Annotated in this window: 19 protein-coding genes and 1 pseudogene; 18 read left to right on the top strand and 2 right to left on the bottom strand. The window is 72.2% G+C overall.

What is annotated here, in order from left to right:
* Positions 1-37: 37 nt before the first annotated feature.
* Positions 38-691, bottom strand: a complete 654-nt coding sequence (locus ASF38_RS02095; protein ID WP_055964017.1) for an SDR family oxidoreductase — start codon at positions 689-691, stop codon at positions 38-40.
* A 128-nt stretch (positions 692-819) separates the two neighbouring features.
* Here ASF38_RS02095 and ASF38_RS02090 point away from each other — a divergent pair, with 128 nt between their 5' ends.
* The 4 genes from ASF38_RS02090 to ASF38_RS02075 all read left to right on the top strand — a co-directional run bounded on the left by ASF38_RS02090 (position 820) and on the right by ASF38_RS02075 (position 6683).
* Positions 820-1770 carry an o-succinylbenzoate synthase gene (locus ASF38_RS02090; RefSeq protein ID WP_082480250.1) on the top strand — a complete coding sequence of 317 codons (951 nt, stop codon included), beginning with the start codon at positions 820-822 and terminating at the stop codon, positions 1768-1770.
* On the top strand, positions 1767-3359 hold the full coding sequence (menD, locus tag ASF38_RS02085; protein WP_056573337.1) for a 2-succinyl-5-enolpyruvyl-6-hydroxy-3-cyclohexene-1-carboxylic-acid synthase: 1593 nt from the start codon (positions 1767-1769) through the stop codon (positions 3357-3359). The genes ASF38_RS02090 and menD overlap by 4 nt, the downstream gene beginning before the upstream one ends.
* Before the next feature lie 187 nt (positions 3360-3546).
* Positions 3547-5142, top strand: a complete 1596-nt coding sequence (locus ASF38_RS02080) for a GMC family oxidoreductase (RefSeq protein ID WP_056573334.1) — start codon at positions 3547-3549, stop codon at positions 5140-5142.
* Entirely contained in the window at positions 5139-6683 is a 1545-nt protein-coding gene (locus ASF38_RS02075; protein WP_082480248.1) for an aldehyde dehydrogenase family protein, read from the top strand. Before ASF38_RS02080 ends, ASF38_RS02075 begins: the two co-directional genes overlap by 4 nt.
* Positions 6684-6783: 100 nt before the next feature.
* Here ASF38_RS02075 and ASF38_RS02070 read toward each other — a convergent pair whose 3' ends face one another.
* A complete protein-coding gene (locus ASF38_RS02070; protein ID WP_082480246.1) occupies positions 6784-8064 on the bottom strand; it encodes an isochorismate synthase in 1281 nt (426 codons plus the stop codon).
* Positions 8065-8096: 32 nt separating this feature from the next.
* Between ASF38_RS02070 and ASF38_RS02065 the strand changes: the two genes are divergently transcribed.
* From ASF38_RS02065 to ASF38_RS02005, 14 genes and pseudogenes are all read left to right on the top strand, one after another.
* Positions 8097-8789, top strand: coding sequence for a demethylmenaquinone methyltransferase (locus ASF38_RS02065; RefSeq protein WP_055964025.1), 693 nt, complete (start codon positions 8097-8099; stop codon positions 8787-8789).
* A 130-nt stretch (positions 8790-8919) separates the two neighbouring features.
* Complete coding sequence (locus ASF38_RS02060) at positions 8920-10131, top strand: MFS transporter (protein ID WP_056573331.1); 1212 nt, start codon at positions 8920-8922, stop codon at positions 10129-10131.
* 4 nt (positions 10132-10135) lie between these two features.
* On the top strand, positions 10136-10510 hold the full coding sequence (locus ASF38_RS02055; protein WP_055964033.1) for a helix-turn-helix transcriptional regulator: 375 nt from the start codon (positions 10136-10138) through the stop codon (positions 10508-10510).
* Positions 10511-10655: 145 nt separating this feature from the next.
* Positions 10656-11015 (top strand): NADH-quinone oxidoreductase subunit A, encoded by a 360-nt coding sequence (locus tag ASF38_RS02050; protein WP_055964037.1) that lies wholly within the window; start codon positions 10656-10658, stop codon positions 11013-11015.
* Complete coding sequence (locus ASF38_RS02045) at positions 11015-11569, top strand: NADH-quinone oxidoreductase subunit B family protein (protein ID WP_055964040.1); 555 nt, start codon at positions 11015-11017, stop codon at positions 11567-11569. Before ASF38_RS02050 ends, ASF38_RS02045 begins: the two co-directional genes overlap by 1 nt.
* Entirely contained in the window at positions 11569-12459 is an 891-nt protein-coding gene (locus ASF38_RS02040; RefSeq protein ID WP_082480241.1) for an NADH-quinone oxidoreductase subunit C, read from the top strand. The genes ASF38_RS02045 and ASF38_RS02040 overlap by 1 nt, the downstream gene beginning before the upstream one ends.
* Positions 12456-13805, top strand: a complete 1350-nt coding sequence (locus ASF38_RS02035; protein ID WP_056573327.1) for an NADH-quinone oxidoreductase subunit D — start codon at positions 12456-12458, stop codon at positions 13803-13805. The genes ASF38_RS02040 and ASF38_RS02035 overlap by 4 nt, the downstream gene beginning before the upstream one ends.
* A complete protein-coding gene (gene nuoE / locus ASF38_RS02030; protein ID WP_056573326.1) occupies positions 13802-14662 on the top strand; it encodes an NADH-quinone oxidoreductase subunit NuoE in 861 nt (286 codons plus the stop codon). The genes ASF38_RS02035 and nuoE overlap by 4 nt, the downstream gene beginning before the upstream one ends.
* Positions 14655-15455, top strand: a pseudogene (locus ASF38_RS18600) (NADH-quinone oxidoreductase subunit F); the annotation flags it as partial. The gene nuoE and the pseudogene ASF38_RS18600, both read left to right, overlap by 8 nt.
* A gap of 4 nt (positions 15456-15459) precedes the next feature.
* Positions 15460-15905, top strand: a 446-nt coding sequence (locus tag ASF38_RS18595) for an NADH-ubiquinone oxidoreductase-F iron-sulfur binding region domain-containing protein (RefSeq protein ID WP_304438639.1), incomplete at its 5' end; no start/stop codon positions are given.
* The gene (locus tag ASF38_RS02020; RefSeq protein WP_056573319.1) at positions 15902-18364 is read left to right on the top strand and encodes an NADH-quinone oxidoreductase subunit G; all 2463 of its coding nucleotides are present in this window, start codon (positions 15902-15904) and stop codon (positions 18362-18364) included. The genes ASF38_RS18595 and ASF38_RS02020, both read left to right, overlap by 4 nt.
* On the top strand, positions 18357-19619 hold the full coding sequence (nuoH, locus tag ASF38_RS02015; protein WP_056573316.1) for an NADH-quinone oxidoreductase subunit NuoH: 1263 nt from the start codon (positions 18357-18359) through the stop codon (positions 19617-19619). Before ASF38_RS02020 ends, nuoH begins: the two co-directional genes overlap by 8 nt.
* Complete coding sequence (gene nuoI / locus ASF38_RS02010) at positions 19616-20212, top strand: NADH-quinone oxidoreductase subunit NuoI (protein WP_055964060.1); 597 nt, start codon at positions 19616-19618, stop codon at positions 20210-20212. The genes nuoH and nuoI overlap by 4 nt, the downstream gene beginning before the upstream one ends.
* Positions 20209-20933, top strand: a 725-nt coding sequence (locus tag ASF38_RS02005; RefSeq protein ID WP_056573313.1) for an NADH-quinone oxidoreductase subunit J, incomplete at its 3' end; no start/stop codon positions are given. The genes nuoI and ASF38_RS02005, both read left to right, overlap by 4 nt.

The following is a 20933-nucleotide window of genomic DNA, read 5'->3' as shown; positions in this document are numbered from 1 at the left end:
GCGGGTGAGCCGCCGCCCGCCCCAGGTCCGAGTGGCGTCAGGCGGAGGCGACGGCCTGGTCGATCGGGGTGTCTCCGGACACGAGGTCCCACTGGCGGCCGATGCCCGCCCCGGTGTCGAGGGACTCCGCGAGCACGGCGGCCACGTCGGCGCGGGGGATCTCCCCCCGGGCCACGGAGTCGCCGAGCGTCACGGTGCCGCGAGCCGGGTCGTCGGTGAGGCGGCCGGGGCGCACGATCGTCCAGTCGAGGCCGCTCCCGCGCAGGGCGACGTCGGCGTCGCGCTTGGCCTCCACGTAGGCGCGCCACACGTCGTCGGTGTCCTCGGGCAGCGGCAGGTCGACGCCGATGGCCGAGACCTGCACGAAGCGGCTGATGCCGGCGAGCTTCGCCCCGTCGATCGACTTCAGCGACCCCTCGAGGTCGACGCTCCTCTTGCGGTCGATGTTGCCGTCGGCGCCGCCGCCGGCGGCGAACACCACGGCGTGGCATCCCTCGAAGGCGTGGGCGAAGCCGTCGGCGTCCTGCTTCTCGATGTCGAGGCGGCGCGCGGTGGCACCGCGCTGCTCGACGTCGGACACGTGGGCGTCGCTGCGCACGAGCGCGACGACGTCGTGGCTGCGGGCACGGAGCTGGTCGATGAGGTGGAGGGCGATCTGGCCGTGGCCCCCGACGATGGCGATCTGCGACATGCCTCCACGGTGGCACGCCCGTGGTGAGGGTGCAGGTCCGGACGGCGTGGTGTGCGCAGGCTCACCGTTCGCAGGAGCCGGCGGCCGACGAGCCGGTGCGCGCGTCCCGGCGGCGATAGGCTCGGCCGGTGCACACCTTCGCCATCGGGATGCCCGTGCGGTTCCGCGGCATCTCCCGACGCGAGGGCGTGCTGCTGCAGGGCGAGGCCGGCTGGGGCGAGTTCAGCCCGTTCCTCGACTACGACGACGCCGAGTGCGTGCCGTGGCTCGCCAGCGCCCTCGAGGCGGCGCACCAGGACTGGCCGGACCCGGTGCGCGACCGGGTGCCCGTGAACGCCACCGTGCCGGCCGTCGGCCCCGAGCAGGCGGCGGCGATCGTGCGCGCCTCGGGAGCGTCGACGGCGAAGGTCAAGGTGGCCGAGCGCGGACAGTCGCTGGCCGACGACATCGCCCGCGTCGAGGCGGTGCGCGACGCCCTGGGTCCTGCCGGGCGGGTCCGGGTGGACGCGAACGGCGGTTGGTCGGTCGACGACGCCGTCGTGGCGATCCGGGCGCTCGACACCGTCGGCACCCTCGAGTACGTGGAGCAGCCGTGTGCCGACGTCGAGGAGCTCGCACTCGTCCGACGTCGGGTCGACGTGCCGGTGGCGGCTGACGAGTCGATCCGGCGTGCCGCCGACCCGTACCGCGTGCGCGACCTCGAGGCCGCCGACGTCGCGGTGCTCAAGGTCCAGCCGCTCGGGGGCGTGCGAGCGTGCCTGCGGGTCGCCGAGGAGATCGGGCTGCCCGTCGTGGTCTCCAGTGCCGTCGAGTCGTCCGTGGGGCTCGCCGCCGGGGTGGCGCTCGCCGCGGCGCTCCCGGAGCTGCCCTACGCCTGCGGCCTGGGCACCACCTCGCTGCTCGGCGGCGACGTGACGGACGCCCCGCTGGTGCCCGTCGACGGCTGGTTGACCGTGCGCCGGGTCGACGTCGACCCCGCCGCCCTGGCCTCGGTGGCCGCCGACCTGCCGACCGACTCCGCCTGGCGGGCCAGGTTCGAGCGGGTCGAGGCGCTGCTCCGGGTGGGGGACGCGCCGTGAGCGAGCAGCGCGCCACCGGTGTCGCGCGTCGGCTGCTGCACACGCTGCTGGCCCACGGCGTGACGGACGCCGTCCTGTCCCCCGGTTCGCGGTCGGCGCCGATCGCCCTGGCCCTGCACGCCGCCGACCGCGCCGGACGCATCCGTCTGCACGTGCGCGTGGACGAGCGGGAGGCCGGCTTCCTCGCGCTGGGCCTGGCCCGCACCTCCCACCGCGTGGTGCCCGTGGTCACGACGTCGGGCACCGCCGTGGCCAACCTGCACCCGGCGATGCTCGAGGCGCTCCACGCGGGCATCGGCGTGCTCGCCGTCACCGCGGATCGCCCGGCGCGGCTGCGCGGCACCGGCGCGAACCAGACCACCGTGCAGCCGGACATCTTCCCCGGCATCCGGAGCATCGACCGGGTCAAGCAGCTGCTGATGGGCCCGGACGCGCCGGTGCACCTCAACCTCGAGCTCGACGAGCCGTTGGTGGAGCCGATCGACTGGACCCTCGACGACCCCGCAGCGTCCGTCCTGGGCAGCGTGCGACGGGCGTACGAGCCGGGCACCTTGGTCACGCTCGACGCCGGGCCCCGCACCGTCGTGCTCGCCGGCGACGACGCGGGCCGACGCGCGCGGGTGCTCGCCCGCGACGCCAACTGGCCGCTGCTCGCCGAGCCGACGTCGGGCTCGCGCACCGGCGACGCGCTCGCGACGTACCGGTTGCTGCTCGGCCACGCGCCGCTCGCCGACCGCGTCGAGCGCGTGGTCTCGTTCGGCCACCCCACGCTGAGCCGACCCGTCACGCGGCTGCTCGCCCGCGCCGACGTCGACGTGGTGCACGTGGGCACGCAGGCCACGTTCCCGGTGCCCGCCGGTCCGCGCGTCACGTTCACCGACGAGGTCGCGGCGGCCGGGGTCGGTGACGCCGCGTGGCTGCGGGAGTGGACCGACGCCGACGCGCGTGTGGTCGGCGCGGTCGACGCCGTCGTCGCCGCGAACCCCGCGTCGGGGCTCGCCGTCGCCCGCACCGTGGCGGAGGCGCTCCCACCCGGCGGTCTGCTGGTGGTCGGCGCGTCCCAGCCGATCCGTGACCTCGACGTCGTCGCGAGGCCATGGATCGTGGGGGAACGCCGCTACGTGGTCGCCAACCGCGGCCTCGCGGGCATCGACGGCACGGTGTCGACGGCGGTGGGCGCGGCGCTCGCCCGCGACTCCACCCGAGCACTCGCCGTGATGGGTGATCTCACGTTCCTGCACGGCAGCAACGGACTGCTGGTCGGCCCCGGCGAGCCCCGACCCGACCTCACCGTGGTGGTGGTCAATGACGACGGCGGCGCCATCTTCGCGACGCTCGAGCAGGGCGGCCCGGAGCACGCCGACGCCTTCGAGCGGGTCTTCGGCACCCCGACGGGTGCCGATCTTGGCGCGCTCTGCGCCGGGTACCACGTGCCGCACCGACGCGTGGAGCCGGACGGCCTCGCCGCCGCACTCGCGTCACCGACGGGTGGGCTCGAGGTGGTCGAGGTGACCCTGCGTCGCGACGACCGCCGTGCCCTCGACGCCGCTCTGCGCACCGCCGCGACGAGCGCCCTCGCCGGCTCCTGACCGCAGAGGGCCGCGCCCCGTCCGATGGCCCCGTCCGACGGCCCCGTCCGACGGGGCCGTCCGGTGGGCGAGAAACCGTGACAGTTCTGGTGTCATCGACCATGCCGGGAGTACGGTGGTGACGCGCATCACGCATCCCGGCGGTAGGTCGTCCACGACCTCGCAGCCGGACGAGGGAAGGACGGACATGGGGATCGAGACCTTCGACTACGTCGTCATCGGGTCGGGCAGCGGTGGCGGCGTCGTCGCCGCGCGCCTGAGCGAGGACCCCGACGTCCGGGTGCTGCTGCTCGAGGCGGGCCCGGCCGACGACGACGACATGATCCACCTGCCGGCCGGCTTCTCCACCCTGTTCAAGACGTCGTGGGACTGGGGCTACCAGACCACCCCGCAGAAGCACCTCGGCAACCGCCGGGCCGACTGGCCGCGCATGAAGGCGCTCGGTGGCTGCACGTCGATGAACGCCATGATCTACATCCGCGGCAACCACGCCGACTACGACGAGTGGCGCGACGGCTACGGCGCCGATGGCTGGGGCTACGACGACGTCCTGCCGTACTTCCGCAAGTCCGAGGGCAATCAGCGGATCCGCAACTCCTTCCACGGCAACGACGGTCCCCTGCACGTCGAGGACCGCCGCCACGACCACGAGCTCAGCACCGCGTTCGTCGAGTCGGCCGTGGCCAACGGCATGAAGCGCACCGACGACTTCAACGGCGCCGAGCAGGAGGGCGCCGGGCTCTACCAGGTCACGTGCCGCAAGGGTCGGCGCTGGTCCGTGGCCGACGCCTACATCCGGCCTGCGCTCGGCCGCCCGAACCTGGTGCTGCGCACCGAGGCCTTCGTGACGTCGATCGACCTCGAGGGCACGAAGGGCGCCAGGCGTGCGGTGGGCGTCACGTACCGGCGGGGCGCGTTCACCGAGTCGGTGCGCGTGAACGGCGAGGTCGTGCTCGCCGGTGGCGCCGTCAACTCACCGCAGCTGCTCATGCTGTCGGGCATCGGCCCGGGCGCCCATCTCAAGGAGCACGGCATCGACGTGCAGGTCGACCTGCCGGGCGTCGGCCAGAACCTGCAGGACCACCCCGTGTCGGGGGTGCTCGCCCACACGCAGGACACCACCGACATCGCCGCGTCGCTCAACCTGCCCCAGCTGCTCAAGGCGCAGAAGCTCGGCCGCGGACCGCTCACCTCGAACGTCGCCGAGGCCGGTGCGTTCTTCAAGAGCCGCGACGACCTCGACCTGCCCGACCTGCAGTTCCACTTCGCGCCCACCGGCTTCTGGGACAACGGCCTGCACGAGCCGTCGCAGCCGGCGCTCACGCTCGCCGCCACGCTCGTCAACGTGAAGAGCCGCGGGCACGTGCGCCTCCGCTCGGCCGACCCGACGTGGAAGCCGGAGATCGAGGCGGGCTACCTCGACGACCGCGCCGACCTCGAGGCGCTCGCCGCCGGCATCCGTCGCGCCTGCGAGATCCTGAAGGACGGTCCGCTGGCCCGCTTCGTCAAGGCGCCGTGGGAGCCCGCGTCGCTCGACCCGACCGAGGACCAGGTGCTCGCCTCCATCGGGCGCCTGTGCCAGACGCTCTACCACCCCGTCGCCACCTGTGCGATGGGCACGGGCGACGACAGCGTCGTCGACCCGCAGCTGCGCGTTCGCGGCGTGGAGGGCCTGCGGATCGCCGACGCCTCCGTCATGCCCGCCGTCCCCCGTGGCAACACCAACGCCCCCACCATCATGGTCGGCGAGAAGGCTGCCGACCTCATCAAGGAGTCCCGATGACCTCGACGTTCGACCGTCACCCGAACCCGCCCGCCACGTCCGCCTCGGTGCCTGCCGACGGTGTCGAGACCTTCGAGTCGCTCGACCCGGCCACGGGCGACGTGGTCGGTGTCCACCCGGTCGCCGGCCCCGAGGACGTCGCGCTCGCCGTCGAGCGGGCCCGCGACGCCGCGCAGTGGTGGGGTGCCCTGAGCTTCGACGAGCGGGCCGAGCACCTGCTCACGTGGCGCAGCGTCATCACCCGCCGCATCGCGCAGCTGGCGGCGCTCTCGCGCAGCGAGACGGGCAAGCCGATCGCCGACGCACAGCTCGAGATCGCGCTCGCGATCGACCACGTCGCCTGGGCCGCCAAGCACGCCAAGAAGGTGCTCGGCCCGCAGAACGTGTCGTCCGGCCTGGTCATGGCCAACCAGAAGTCGACGGTCGAGTACAAGCCGCTCGGCGTGGTCGGCGTCATCGGTCCGTGGAACTACCCGGTCTTCACGCCCATGGGCTCGATCGCCTACGCCCTCGCCGCCGGCAACACCGTCGTGTTCAAGCCCAGCGAGTACACGCCGGGCGTCGGCGTGTGGCTGGCCGACACCCTCAGCGAGGTCGTCGGCGGCATCCCGGTCCTGCAGACGGTCACCGGCCTCGGCCCCACGGGTGCCGCCCTGTGCACCTCGGGCGTCGACAAGCTGGCGTTCACCGGCTCCACTGCCACCGGCAAGAAGGTCATGGCCGCGTGCGCCGAGCGGCTCACGCCCGTCGTGATCGAGGCCGGCGGCAAGGACTCGCTGATCGTCGACGAGGACGCCAACATCGCGAAGGCGGCCGAGGCCGCGCTCTGGGGCGGCATGTCCAACGCCGGCCAGACCTGCATCGGCACCGAGCGCGTGTACGTGCACGAGCGGGTGTTCGACGCGTTCGTCGCCGAGATCACCGAGCAGGCCCAGGGCCTGCGCGCCGGCGGTGACGCGGGTGCCCACATCGGCCCCATCACCATGCCGTCGCAGGTGGACGTGATCCGCGGCCACGTCCAGGACGCCCTCGACCGCGGTGCCACCGCCGTCGTCGGCGGCCTCGACGCGGTGGGCGAGCGGTTCGTCCAGCCCACGATCCTGACCCACGTCCCGGAGACGTCCAGTGCGATCACCGAGGAGACGTTCGGCCCGACGCTGGCGATCAACCCGGTGCGCGACATGGACGAGGCGGTGCGCCTCACGAACGCCGGCAAGTACGGCCTCGCGGGTGCGGTGTTCTCCAAGCGCAACGGCATGGAGATCGCCCGTCGCATCCGCTCGGGCATGACGTCGGTCAACGGCATCATCACGTTCGCGGGCGTGCCCGGCCTGCCGTTCGGCGGCGTCGGCGAGTCCGGCTTCGGGCGCATCCACGGCCCCGACGGGCTCAAGGAGTTCACGTACGCCAAGGCCATCACGCGCCAGCGCTACGCCCCGCCGCTGAACCTGACGTCCTTCAAGCGCACCGTGCGCGACGAGAAGGGCCTCAACCTCATCGTGACGCTCCTGCACGGCGGCAAGAAGACGCTCAAGGAGTAGTCCCGACCCGTCAGTCCTCGCGTTTCGGACACCTGCGGTGCATTCCAGGGCACGAAAGTGCCCCGGAAGTGTCCGAGACGTTGGGACTGGTCGGTCGGCGTCAGGCGAGGGCGTCGCGCACGGGCACGAGCTTGGCCTGGCTCTCGGCCAGCTCGTCGGCGGGGACGGAGTCCGCGACGATGCCGCAGCCGGCGAAGAGGCGAACGCGGTGGCCGTCGGCCTCCAGCTGGGCCGAGCGCAGCCCGATGCCCCACTCGCCGTCGCCCTCGGCCCCGATCCAGCCGACCGGCCCGGCGTAGCGGCCGCGGTCGAGTCCCTCGATCTCGGCGATCAGGGCCACGGCGGCGTCGGTGGGGGTGCCGCCGACGGCCGCCGACGGGTGCAGGGCGGCCGCGAGCGTCAGGGCGCTGGCGTCGCCGCGCAGCACGGCGGTCACGTCCGTCGCGAGGTGCATGACGTTGGGCAGGTGCAGCACGAACGGGGCGTCGGGGACGTTGGTGCTGCGGCAGTGCGGGGCGAGCGCCTCGGCCACCGAGCGCACCGCGTACTCGTGCTCCTCGAGGTCCTTGCTGGACCGCGCGAGGGACGCGGCGAGCGCGAGGTCGCGGGTGTCGTCGCCGGTCCGCCGGATCGTGCCGGCCAGCACGCGCGACGTGACCAGCCCGCGCTCCAGGCGCACCAGCATCTCCGGCGTGGAGCCGAAGAAGCCGTCGACGTGGAAGGTCCAGCAGCCGGGGTAGTCGCGGGCGAGGCGACGCAGGGGGGCGCGGACGTCGAGCGGCTCGTCCAGCTCGGCCACGAGGTCGCGGGCGAGCACCACCTTGTCGAGCTGCCCGGCGGCGATGCGACGCACCGCCTCGGCGACGACGTCCTGCCAGGCGTCGCTGTCGACGGGCCCGTCGACCAGCTCGATGCCGGTCGGGTGCACGGGAGCCTCGGCAGGGACGAGCTCGGGCGCGGTCCTGATGGAGGTGCCGACGACCGTCACCCAGCTGCGACCGTCGCGTCGGCCCACCAGGACCTCGGGGACGACGAGGCTGCTGCCGCGGCCGTCGTCGGCGAAGGCGAAGCTGCCGAAGGCCACCAGGCCGCTCCCGGGCACCTCGACCTCGTCGCGCACGACGCTGTGCCGGGTGACCTCGCGCCACCAGCGGTGCGCGCGCTCGAAGCGGTCGGGGCCGTCCGTCGAGAACGCGGCGGCACGACCCCAGCCGACGAGCCCGTCACCGTGGTGCACCCAGGCGACGGCGTCGACGTCGCGGCCCAGCAGGGCCAGGAGGGGGCCCGGGTCGTCGACCTCCACGGTGCGGGCCACGAGCGGCCTCGGCAGGGGGCTCGCTGCTGAGGCGGTGTCGACGGCTGGCGTCGGAGGGCTCGTCACCCGATCCAGGCTACTCGTGGGAAGGTAAGGAGGTGACCCGAGCAGGCCTGGACAAGGAGCCCCGCGACGTCGCGCGCATGTTCGACACCGTCGCGCGTCGCTACGACCTGACCAACGACGTGCTGTCGATGGGACAGGACCGACGCTGGCGCCGTCGGGTCGTCGAGCTGGTCGATCCGCAGCCCGGCGAGCGCATCCTCGACCTGGCCGCGGGCACCGGCACGTCGAGCGAGCCGTTCCGCGAGGCCGGCGCCACCGTGGTCCCGTGCGACTTCTCCCTCGGCATGCTCCAGGAGGGCCGTCGTCGCTTCCCGCACCTGCCGTTCGTCGCGGGCGACGGGATGCGGCTCCCGTTCGCGGACGCCTCGTTCGACGCCGTCACGATCTCCTTCGGGCTGCGCAACATCCACGACCCGGTGCAGGGGCTCACCGAGCTGCTGCGCGTGACCCGCCCCGGCGGACGGATCGTCGTGTGCGAGTTCAGCACGCCCACGTGGGAGCCGTTCGACGCGCTCTACTCCAACTACCTCATGCGGGCGCTGCCGAGCATCGCGCGCCGCACGTCGTCGAACCCGGAGTCGTACGTCTACCTCGCGGAGTCCATCCGCGCGTGGCCCGACCAGAAGGGTCTGGCGCTGCGCATGGTCGAGGCGGGCTGGGGCCGCGTGGAGTGGCACAACCTCTCCGGCGGGATCGTCGCGCTGCACCACTCCGTCCGTCCCTGACCGGGCGGGGGAGGCCCTAGGGCGTCGGCACGTCCGCGGGGGCGAACCTGCGCGAGCCGAACGTCGGGGCCGTGCTGGTGGACGCACCTTCCCCGTTGCACATGTGCGCGCATGCGCACATGATGGTCACGTGCTCACCACGCTCCGCCGTCACCCGACCTACGCCCGGCTCTTCGCCGCGCAGCTGAGCGGTCTCCTGGGGACCGGCGTCCTCACGGTCGCCCTCGCGCTGCTCGCCGCCGACCTCGCCGGACCGCGGGCGGCGGGGGTGCTGGCGACGGCGCTGACCGTGAAGATCGCCGCGTACGTCGTCCTGTCGCCGTGGATCGCACGCGTGACCGCGGGCTGGGCACCGCTACGGGTGCTCGTCGGAGCCGACGTCGTGCGGGTGGCGGTGGCACTGGCGCTGCCTCTGGTCGACGCCACCTGGCAGGTCTACCTGCTCGTGCTGGTCCTCCAAGCCTCCTCGGCGGGCTTCACGCCCGCCTACCAGGCACTGCTGCCTCGGGTACTCGGCGACGAGGGCGATTACCGCCAGGCGCTGTCGCTGTCGCGCGTGGCCTACGACGCGGAGGCCGTGGTGAGTCCGTCCCTCGCGGCACTCGCGCTGCTCGTCGTCGACGCCCGCGCGCTCTTCGTGCTCGCCGGGGCGGGCTTCGTCGGCTCCGCGGTCGCCGTGCTCCTGGCGCGTCCGCCTGGTGCCGCCCCGCCGGTGCGGGACGACGACCGCGTGGGCGGCGGGTTCGTGGAGTTCCTCCGGCGTTCGGCCCTGCGCCGGCTCCTCCTGCTCGACCTCGTGGTTGCGTGTGCGTACGCCGCGGCGCTGGTGCTCACGCCGACGCTCGTGGACGACGTCGGCGGCGCGGAGGCAGGGGTGGGGGTCGTGCTGGCCGTGTTCGGCGCCGGGTCGGTCGTCGGGGCGCTGCTCGTCTCGCGCGCCGGCTGGCTGCCGGGTCGGGGCGACCCGTGGTCGACGATGCGGCTCGGCGCGGTCGTCGTCGCCGTCACGCTGCTGGCCGGTGGGGCTGCGGTCGGCAGCACTGCAGGGCTGGTGGTCCTGTGGGCGCTGCTGGGCCTGGGGTCGTCGCTCGTGCTGACTCCGTCGGGTCAGGTGCTGCGCGCCCAGGCCGAAGGGCGGACCCTCTCGGTGCTGTTCGCCGGCCACTTCGCGTGGTCGCACGCCTGCTACCTCCTCACGTACCCGCTGGCGGGGCTCGTCGGCGTGCAGGTCTCCCCGGCCCTCGCGCTCGTGGCGCTCGGCGGGGTTGCCCTCGTGGCGGCGGTCGTGGTTCTGACGCCGCGGCGCGCCGGGTCGGAGGAGCCCGTGCCTGCGACACAATGACCGGGTGAGCGACACCGGTGCGGACGCGAGGACGGTGCGGGCCGAGCCGAGCCTGCGCCACGACGTCGAGCCGACGCCGGAGCGCCTGGCGGAGGCGTCCGAGGTCTTCGGGCTCCTCTCCGACCGCACCCGGCTGCACCTGCTGTGGGTGCTCGCCCGTCAGGACGCCGACGTCTCCACGCTCGCCGACACCGTGGACGCGAGCCGGACCTCGGTCAGCCAGCACCTGGCGAAGCTGCGGCTGGCCGGCCTCGTGGAGGCGCACCGCGAGGGCCGACGGGTGCGGTACACGCTCGTCGGCGGCCATCTGCGGCGGCTCCTGCTCGAGGCCATCGGCCATGCGGACCACGTGGTGACGGGCGAGCCGCACCACCGCTGACGGCGTGCGGGGCGAGGTTAGTGTGACCTCAGTTACAGGTGGTCCGAGCCGGGCGTAGAGTGAGGCGCAGGTCACGTTGTGAAGTGATTCACAAGGTCACGATCTCGCTCTACGTCAGGTTGCGTCGATCTCGCTGGAGGTGGCGGTGAACGAGTACACACCCGTTCTCGTCCTGGGTGCGCTCGCGGCAGGGTTCGCCGTGTTCAGCGTGGGCATCGCCCCGTTCACCGGGCCCAAGCGGTACAACCGCGCCAAGCTCGACCGCTACGAGTCCGGCATCGAGCCGAGCCCGCTGCCCGAGGGCGGCGGCAAGGTGAGCATCAAGTACTTCTTCACCGCGATGATGTTCATCGTCTTCGACATCGAGATCGTCTTCCTCTACCCCTTCGCGGTCGCCTTCGACCAGATGAGCTGGTTCGCGGTCTTCGCGATCCTGCTGTTCCTCGTCAACGTCACGATCGCGTACGCCTACGAGTGGCGGCGCGGCGGAATGGAGTGGACCTGATGGGTCTTGAGGAGAAGCTGCCCAGCGGCGTCCTGCTCTCGACGGTGGAGGGCCTCGCCGGCTACATGCGCAAGGCCTCGTTCTGGCCCGCCACCTTCGGGCTGGCGTGCTGCGCGATCGAGATGATGACGTTCGGCGCGCCCCGGTTCGACTCCTCGCGCTTCGGCATGGAGGTCTTCCGCCCCAGCCCGCGCCAGGCCGACCTGATGATCGTCGCCGGCCGCGTGAGCAACAAGATGGCCCCCGTCCTGCGCCAGATCTACGACCAGATGGCCGAGCCCAAGTACGTGCTCGCCATGGGTGTGTGCGCCAGCTCCGGCGGCATGTTCAACAACTACGCGATCGTCCAGGGCGTCGACCACGTCGTCCCCGTCGACATGTACCTGCCCGGCTGCCCGCCGCGACCCGAGATGCTGATCGACGCGATCCTCAAGCTGCACGACCAGATCCAGCACACCAAGCTCGGCGCCAACCGCCTCGCCGAGATCAAGGCCGACGAGCAGGTCGCGCTGTCGGCCACGCCCACGTCGGCCATGAAGGGCCTGATGCGCTGATGGCGGACGAGAAGAAGAAGCCCGCGAGGAAGAAGGCCGCCGACAAGGCGACGAAGCCCGCGGTGGGCGACAAGACCGAGACGGTCGACGCCCACACCGACACGCAGGACCGCTCCCGCGACCCCAAGGCTGCTCGGTCCGGGGCTGCTGAGGCCGGGGCCGCGGACGCCGAGGCCACTGACGACGGGGCCGCGAGCGCCGACACCAGCGTGGTCCCCAGCGACGCCGAGACCCTCGAGGTCGTCGACGTCCGCGAGGGCATGTTCGGCGTGCACGGCACGGGCGACACGAGCGGCTACGGCGGCATGACCCGTCCCGTGGCCATGCCCGCCCCCTCGCAGCCACCCTTCGGTGCCGGGGGGACCAGCTGGTGGGACGACGTCCACGGCCGGCTCGCCACCCTCACCGAGGAGACCGGCGCGATCGAGAAGGTCGTCGTCGACCGCGGCGAGATCACCTTCTTCGTCCGCCGCGAGGCCCTCGCCGACACCGCCCGCCACCTGCGCGACGACCCGGCCCTGCGCTTCGAGTTCTGCAGCAGCCTCTCGGCCGTGCACTTCCCGCACGAGACCGGCCGCGAGCTGCACGTCGTCTACCACCTGCTGTCGATGACCCACAACCGCCGCATCCGGCTCGAGGTCACCTGCCCCGACGCCGACCCGCACGTGCCCAGCGTCGTGGCCACCTACCCGACGGCCGACTGGCAGGAGCGCGAGGCCTGGGACATGTTCGGCATCGAGTTCGACGGCCACCCCGCCCTCACCCGCATCCTCATGCCCGACGACTGGCAGGGCCACCCCCAGCGCAAGGACTATCCGTTGGGCGGCATCCCGGTCGAGTACAAGGGCGGCACGATCCCGAGCCCCGACCAGCGCAGGAGCTACTCGTGACGAGCACCCACGAGACCGGCACTCACGACGCGTACGCCGGCACCAGCGAGACGCCGTCGGGACCGGTCTTCACGGTCACCGGCCAGGACTGGGACACCATCGACGCCTCGGCCGTCGACGGTGACCGCATCGTCGTCAACATGGGCCCGCAGCACCCGTCGACGCACGGCGTGCTGCGCCTGATCCTCGAGATCGACGGCGAGACCGTGAAGGACGCCCGCCCCGGCATCGGCTACCTGCACACCGGCATCGAGAAGAACATGGAGTTCCGCACCTGGACGCAGGGCGTGACCTTCTGCACCCGCATGGACTACGTGGCCCCCTTCAGCAACGAGGCCGCCTACGTCGCCGCGACCGAACGGCTGCTCGGGATCGAGGACGACGTCCCCGAGAAGGCCCAGGTCATCCGTGTCCTCATGCTCGAGCTCAACCGCATCAGCTCCCACCTCGTGTGCATCGCCACGGGCGGCATGGAGATCGGCGCGCTGACGGTCATGACCTGCGGGTTCCGCGACCGTGAGCTGATCCTCGACCTGTTCGAGGCGATCACCGGGCTGCGCATGAACCACGCGTACTTCCGCCCCGGCGGCGTGGCCCAGGACCTGCCGGCCGGGGGCCTGCAGCAGCTTCGCGACACCGTGGCGGTGCTCAAGAAGCGCCTGCCCGAGTACGCCGCCCTCTGCAACGCCAACCCGATCTTCAAGGGGCGCCTCAAGGGTGTCGGCCACCTCGAGCTCGACGGCTGCCTCGCACTCGGTCTCACCGGCCCGCCGCTGCGCGCCACGGGCTACGACTGGGACCTGCGCCGCAAGCAGCCGTACTGGGGCTACGACACGTACGACTTCGACGTCGTCACCTGGGACGAGCCCGACGCCTACGGCCGCTTCCGGGTGCGCCTGGAGGAGATGTGGCAGTCCATGCGCATCGTCGAGCAGGCCATCGAGCGTCTGGCGACCCTCGAGGGAGCGCCGGTCATGGTCGACGACCCGAAGATCGCGTGGCCGGCCAAGCTCAGCGTCGGCTCCGACGGCCAGGGCAACTCCGCCGAGCACATCCGGCACATCATGGGCGAGTCGATGGAAGCGCTCATCCACCACTTCAAGATCGTCACCGAGGGCTTCCGGGTCCCGCCCGGCCAGGCCTACGTGGCCATCGAGGCGCCGCGCGGCGAGATCGGCTGCCACGTCGTGTCCGACGGCGGCACCCGCCCGTACCGCGCGCACTTCCGCGATCCCAGCTTCATCAACCTGCAGGGCACGTCGATCATGAGCGAGGGCGGGATGATCTCCGACGTCATCGTGGCCATCGCCAGCATCGACCCGGTCATGGGAGGTGTCGATCGATGAGCGAGCTGCAGTCGTCCACGCCGGCGATCGACGAGACCACGGTCGGTGAGCTCCGCGAGCTCATGGGGCGGTACCCGCAGGCGCGCTCCGCGCTGCTGCCGATGCTGCACCTCGTGCAGTCCGTGCAGGGCAGCGTCACGGCCGAGGGCATCGAGCTCTGCGCCGAGCTGCTCGGCCTCTCGGCGGCCGAGGTCTCGGGCGTCGCGACCTTCTACACGATGTACAAGCGTCGGACCATGGGCGAGCACCACGTGGGCGTGTGCACCAACACGCTGTGCGCGGTCATGGGCGGCGACCTGATCTTCGAGCGGCTCAAGGACCACCTCGACGTCGGCAACGACGAGACCACCGCCGACGGCACGGTCACGCTCGAGCACATCGAGTGCAACGCGGCCTGCGACTACGCGCCGGTGCTGACCGTCAACTGGGAGTTCATGGACAACCAGACGCCGGAGTCGGCCGTGGAGCTCGTCGACCGGCTGCGTGCCGGCGAGCAGGTCACCTCCAGCCGAGGGGCCACGATCACCAGCTGGCGCGAGGCCGAGCGCGTGCTCGCCGGCTTCGAGGACGGCCGGGTCGACGAGGGTCCGTCCGCGGGAGCCGCGTCGCTGGTGGGTCTGGAGATCGCCAACGAGCGTGGCTGGTCCGCCCCGCCGCTCGACACGACCGCCGGTGGCCCGCCGAGCGCGGCGACCGAGTCCGAGGCCGCCGGCGGGGGTTCCGGGCCACGGGCGGAGAAGGACAGGGCCGAGGCGGAGGCCGACACCAGTCGGGCCGAGGACGAGACCGTGGCGGAGGAGTCCGACGCCGATGTCGAGGGTGGCGGCTCGAAGGAGAGCGGGGAGTCCGATGACTGACGTGCTGACGCCGGTGCTGAGCCGGAACTGGGCCGACGAGCGGTCCTGGACCCGCGCGGCCTACGAGGAGCGCGACGGCTACGCGGCCTTGCGCTCGGCGCTCGACATGGCGCCCGACGAGATCGTCACCCTGGTCAAGGACGCGGGCCTGCGTGGCCGCGGAGGCGCCGGCTTCCCGACGGGCATGAAGTGGAGCTTCATCCCGCAGGACAACCCGAACCCCAAGTACCTCGTGGTCAACGCCGACGAGTCCGAGCCGGGCACGTGTAAGGACATCCCGCTCATGATGGCCAACCCCCACGAGCTGATCGAGGGCGTCATCATCGCGAGCCTGGCGATCCGGGCGGAGCAGGCCTTCATCTACGTGCGCGGCGAGGTGCTGCACGTCGTGCGCCGGCTCCGCGCCGCGTGCCGCGAGGCCTACGAGGCGGGCTACCTCGGAGCCGACGTCCTGGGCTCCGGCCGGCGGGTCGACCTGGTCATCCACGCCGGCGCGGGCGCCTACATCTGCGGCGAGGAGACGGCGTTGCTCGACTCGCTGGAGGGCCGTCGCGGCCAGCCCCGGCTGCGTCCGCCGTTCCCCGCCGTGGAGGGTCTGTACGCCAGCCCCACGGTCATCAACAACGTCGAGTCGATCGCCTCGGTGCCGGCCATCGTGCGCGGTGGCATCGACTGGTTCGGCTCCATGGGCACCGAGAAGTCCAAGGGCTTCACGCTCTACTCGCTGTCGGGCCACGTGAAGCGTCCCGGTCAGTACGAGGCGCCGCTCGGCATCACCCTGCGCCAGCTGCTCNNNNCCCCGATCCTCACCGCCGAGCACCTCGACGTCCCCCTCGACTACGAGGGCGTCGGCGCAGCGGGGTCCATGCTCGGCACCAAGGCGCTGCAGGTCTTCGACCAGACCACGTCGGTGGTGCGCTGCGTGCTGCGCTGGACCGAGTTCTACAAGCACGAGTCGTGCGGCAAGTGCACGCCGTGCCGCGAGGGCACGTGGTGGCTCGTGCAGGTGCTGCAGCGTCTCGACGCGGGCGAGGGCCGCGAGGGCGACATCGAGCTGCTGCTCGACCTGTGCGACAACATCCTCGGACGGTCCTTCTGTGCGCTGGGCGACGGCGCCACGAGCCCCATCACGTCGGCCATCCAGCACTTCCGCAGCGAGTTCGAGGCCGGCCTGCACACGCCGTCGGCCGAGCTGTTCCCGCCTGCGGCGTCGACCCTGTTCCCGAGCGAGGTGACCGCATGACCCTCGAGGCCTCCCGCGAGACGCAGACCCCCGTCGACCTCGTCACGTGCACCATCGACGACGTCGAGGTGAGCGTGCCCAAGGGGACGCTCGTCATCCGCGCCGCCGAGCTGGTGGGCACCGAGATCCCGCGCTTCTGCGACCACCCGCTGCTCGAGCCCGTGGGGGCGTGCCGCCAGTGCCTCGTGGAGGTCCCCGACGCCGGCAACGGTCGTGGGTTCCCCAAGCCGCAGGCGTCGTGCACCCTCGAGGTGGCCCCTGGGATGGTCGTCAGGACGCAGGTCACGTCGCCCGTCGCCGAGAAGGCCCAGCACGGCACGATGGAGCTGCTGCTCGTCAACCACCCGCTCGACTGCCCGGTGTGCGACAAGGGCGGCGAGTGCCCGCTGCAGAACCAGGCCATGAGCCATGGCCGCGGCGAGAGCCGGTTCGCCGAGACCAAGCGGACGTTCCCCAAGCCGCTGGCGGTCTCCGAGCAGGTGCTGCTCGACCGCGAGCGCTGCGTGCTTTGCGCCCGCTGCACCCGTTTCTCCGAGCAGATCGCGGGCGACCCGTTCATCGCGCTCGTCGAGCGTGGGGCCCGTCAGCAGGTCGGGATCGGACCGGCCACCGACGAGGCGGCCTTCGGTGACCGCCGGGAGGGCGGCGAGCAGCCGTTCCACTCCTACTTCTCCGGCAACACCATCCAGATCTGCCCGGTCGGCGCCCTCACGAGTGCCGACTACCGGTTCCGGTCGCGCCCCTTCGACCTCGTCTCGACGCCGTCCGTCGGTGAGCACGACGCCTGTGGCGCCGCGATCCGCGTCGACCACCGTCGCGGCGCGGTCATGCGCCGCCTGGCCGGCGACGACCCCGAGGTCAACGAGGAGTGGATCACCGACAAGGACCGCTTCGCGTTCGCGTGGAGCCGTCAGCAGGACCGGCTGCGGACGCCGCTCGTGCGCGACCCGGACTCCGGCGAGCTGGTGCCGGCCTCGTGGCCGGGTGCGCTGGCCGCGGCCGCGGCCGGTCTGCGCGAGGCCGCCGGCAAGGTCGGCGTGCTGCCCGGAGGTCGCCTGACCGCCGAGGACGCCTACGCCTACAGCGTCTTCGCGCGCGCTGCCCTGCGCACCAACGACATCGACTTCCGTACCCGTCCGCATTCCCTCGAGGAGTCGGCGTTCCTCGCTGCGCGGGTGGCGGCCCGGCGCGACGTCGTCACGCGCGACCTCGAGTCGGCCTCGACCGTCCTGCTCGTCGGGCTCGAGCCCGAGGACGAGGCGGGCACGCTCTTCCTGCGCCTGCGCAAGGCCTCCAAGCACGGCGTCCGCGTCGTCGCGGTGGGCTCGCACACCACCCGTGGCCTCGCCAAGTGCGGTGGTGAGCTGCTCACCGCCCGACCCGGCGAGGAGGCCTCGGTGCTGGACGGACTGGGCACCGCCGCGGACGAGCTGGGCCTCGACGCCCGGGCGATCGTCCTGCTCGGTGACCGTCTCGCCAGTGCGCCCGGCTCCTTCAGCGCCGCCGTGCGTCTGGCCGAGCGCTCGGGAGCCCGCCTCGCGTGGGTGCCGCGCCGTGCGGGGGACCGTGGCGCCGTCGAGACCGGGTGCCTGCCGACCCTGCTGCCGGGAGGACGCCCGGTGGGTGACGCCGAGGCGCGCGCCGACCTCGCCGCGGCCTGGGGCATCCGCTCCGTGCCGGCCAAGGCCGGACGCGACACGAGCGGCATCCTGCAGGCCGTCGCCAAGGGCCAGCTGCGCGCCCTCGTCGTGGGCGGCGTCGAGATCGACGACCTGCCCGACCCGGCGGCCGCACGTGCCGCCCTGGCCGCCGCCGACTTCGTCGTCAGCCTGGAGGTCCGCGAGAGCGAGGTCACCCGTGCCGCGCACGTGGTGCTGCCGGTGGCCCCGCCCGTGGAGAAGTCCGGCACCTTCGTCACCTGGGAAGGACGGCTGCGTCCGTTCGACACGGTGCTCCAGGTGCCCGGGTCCCTCACCGACGTGCGGGTGCTCGCCGGCATCGCCGAGGAGCTCGGCGCACCGCTCGGCTTCCGCACCACGACCGGCGCCATGCGCAGCATGCGGGAGCTGGGACCGTGGGACGGGTCCGGCGTCGCCGACCCCGACCTGGCAGCTCCCGAACCGTCGGCACCCGGGTCCGGCGAGGTCCTGCTGGCCACGTGGCGCCAGCTGGTCGACGACGGCCGTCTGCAGGACGGCCAGGAGCGCTACCGCGCCACCGCGCGACCGGCCGTGCTCAAGGCCTCGGTCGCGACCCTCGCCTCGGCCGGCGTCGAGCCGGGCGGCATCGCCACGATCGCGACCGACCTCGGCAGCGCCGCCTTCCCGACGCAGGTGGCCGACCTTCCCGACGGCGTCGTGTGGGCACCCGGCAACAACGGCGTCCACCTGCGCGGCGTCCTCGGCGCCGATCACGGCTCGGTCGTCCGCCTGAGCGCTGGAGGTGCCGCTCATGAGTGAGCTGTTCGGCAACGAGCCGCTGTGGGTGGTGGCGCTCAAGGCGCTGCTGGTCTTCGTGATCCTCGTGGTCTACACGCTGTTCAACATCTGGTTCGAGCGTCGCGTCGTGGCCCGCATGCAGCACCGCGTCGGCCCGAACGTGCACGGCCCGTTCGGCCTGCTGCAGAGCCTCGCCGACGGCGTCAAGCTCGCGCTCAAGGAGGACATCGTCGTCAAGGCGGCCGACAAGGTCGTCTACGTGCTCGCGCCGATCCTCGCCACGATCCCGGCCTTCCTGGCCTGGGCGGTCATCCCGTTCGGTCCCGAGGTGCGGATCCCCTTCACCGACACCGTCACCCCGCTGCAGCTGACCGACATGCCCGTCGCCGTGCTGTACGTCCTGGCCGTCACGTCGATCGGCGTCTACGGCATCGTCCTGGCCGGCTGGTCCTCGGGCTCCACCTACTCCCTGCTCGGCGGTCTTCGCTCGAGCGCCCAGGTGATCTCCTACGAGGTCGCGATGGGGCTGAGCTTCGTGACGGTGTTCATCTACGCCGGCTCGATGTCGACGAGCGAGATCGTGGCCGCCCAGGAGGACCTGTGGTTCTTCGTGCCGCTGCTGCCGTCGTTCATCATCTACATCATCGCCATGGTCGGCGAGACGAACCGTGCGCCGTTCGACCTGCCGGAGGCCGAGGGCGAGCTGGTCGGCGGGTTCCACACCGAGTACTCGTCGCTGAAGTTCGCGCTGTTCTTCCTGGCCGAGTACATCAACATGGTCACCGTCTCGGCGCTGGCCACCACGCTGTTCCTCGGCGGCTGGCGCGCGCCGTTCGGACTCGGCCAGATCAACGACGGCATGCTCAACGAGGGCTACTGGCCGGTGCTGTGGTTCCTCGGCAAGACGCTGGGCTTCATCTTCCTGTTCATCTGGCTGCGCGGCACCCTGCCCCGCATGCGCTACGACCAGTTCATGGCGTTCGGCTGGAAGGTGCTCATCCCCATCTCGCTGGCCTGGATCGTGGCCGTGATCATCGTCCGCAAGGGCATGACCGACGGCACCTTCGACCGCCAGACGCTGTTCGTCGCGGCCGGGGTCGCCGCCGTGGTGCTGCTCGTCAGCCTGTTCATCCCCGAGCGGAAGAAGCCCGAACCCGTGCCGACCAGTGGAGCCGACGGCGCGACCGCGCCCGACGACGAGGGCCCCGCTGCGGGGTACCCGACCCCGCCCATGCCCGAGCAGTCCTGGAACCGGAAGGAGGGCGTCCGACGATGAGTCAGCAGTCGAACGGCGGAGGCAGCCTGAAGGAGACGCTGTGGGACCCGATCGCCGGGTTCGGCGTCACGTTCCGCACGATGTTCAAGAAGCCCGTCACGCAGCAGTACCCCTTCGAGAAGGTGCCGACGGCGCCGCGCTTCCACGGCCGGCACCAGCTGAACCGCTGGCCCGACGGGCTCGAGAAGTGCGTGGGCTGCGAGCTGTGCGCCTGGGCGTGCCCGGCCGACGCGATCTACGTCGAGGGTGCCTCCAACGGCACGACCGACGACGAGCGCTTCAGCCCGGGGGAGCGGTACGGCCGCGTCTACCAGATCAACTACCTGCGTTGCATCCTGTGCGGCCTGTGCATCGAGGCGTGCCCCACGCGGGCCCTGACGATGACCAACGAGTACGAGCTGGCCGACAACAACCGCGAGGACCTCATCTACGAGAAGTCCGACCTGCTGGCACCCCTGCTTCCGGGCATGGTCGAGCCGCCGCACGGGATGCTGATCAGCGACGACCACCACGACTACTACGCGGGCAAGACCCTCCCGATCGTCGGCGTCACCAGCGGTGGCGCCACTACGGACGAGGAGCCGGGCGAGTGACCGCGTTCTGGATCATCGCGCCGATCGTGGTGGTGGCCGCCCTCGGGCTGGTCTTCGCGCGCAAGGCGGTGCACGCGGCGCTCAGCGTCGCGGTCGTCATGATCGGGCTGGCCGTGCTGTACGCCGCGCAGGGCGCCCCGTTCCTGTTCGCCGTGCAGATCATCGTCTACACCGGCGCGATCATGATGCTCTTCCTGTTCGTGCTGATGCTCGTGGGCGTGGACTCCTCGGAGTCGCTGACCGAGACCATCAAGGGCCAGCGGCTCGCCGCGTCGGTCGCCGGTCTCGGGTTCGGCCTCGTGCTCGTCACGGCCGTCGGCCAGACGGCCCTCGGCCCGGTCACCGGGCTCGGGTCGGCCAACGAGAACGGCAACGTGTTCGGGCTCGCGGAGCTGATGTTCAGCCCCTACGTCGTGGCGATGCAGTTCACCGCCGCGCTGCTGGTCACCGCGGTGCTGGGCGCCATGGTGCTCGCGCACCGCGAGGCCCTGACGCCCCGGCGCAGCCAGGGCGACATCGCTCGGGACCGGATGGCCGAGTACGCCGCCACCGGTCGCCACCCGGGCAACCCGCCGACGCCGGGCGTCTTCGCCCGCCACAACGCGGTCGACACCCCGGCCCCGCTGCCCGACGGCACCCCCGCCGACGACTCGGTCTCACCGAGCATCGTCGCGCGCGGCCAGCTGCGTGACGGCTTCGACGACGACATCCACGCCGTCAC

Source organism: Aeromicrobium sp. Leaf272, from assembly GCF_001422865.1.
GTDB lineage: Bacteria > Actinomycetota > Actinomycetes > Propionibacteriales > Nocardioidaceae > Aeromicrobium.
Note: the sequence above shows the minus strand (reverse complement) of the source record. Positions and strands in the feature narration are given on the sequence as shown.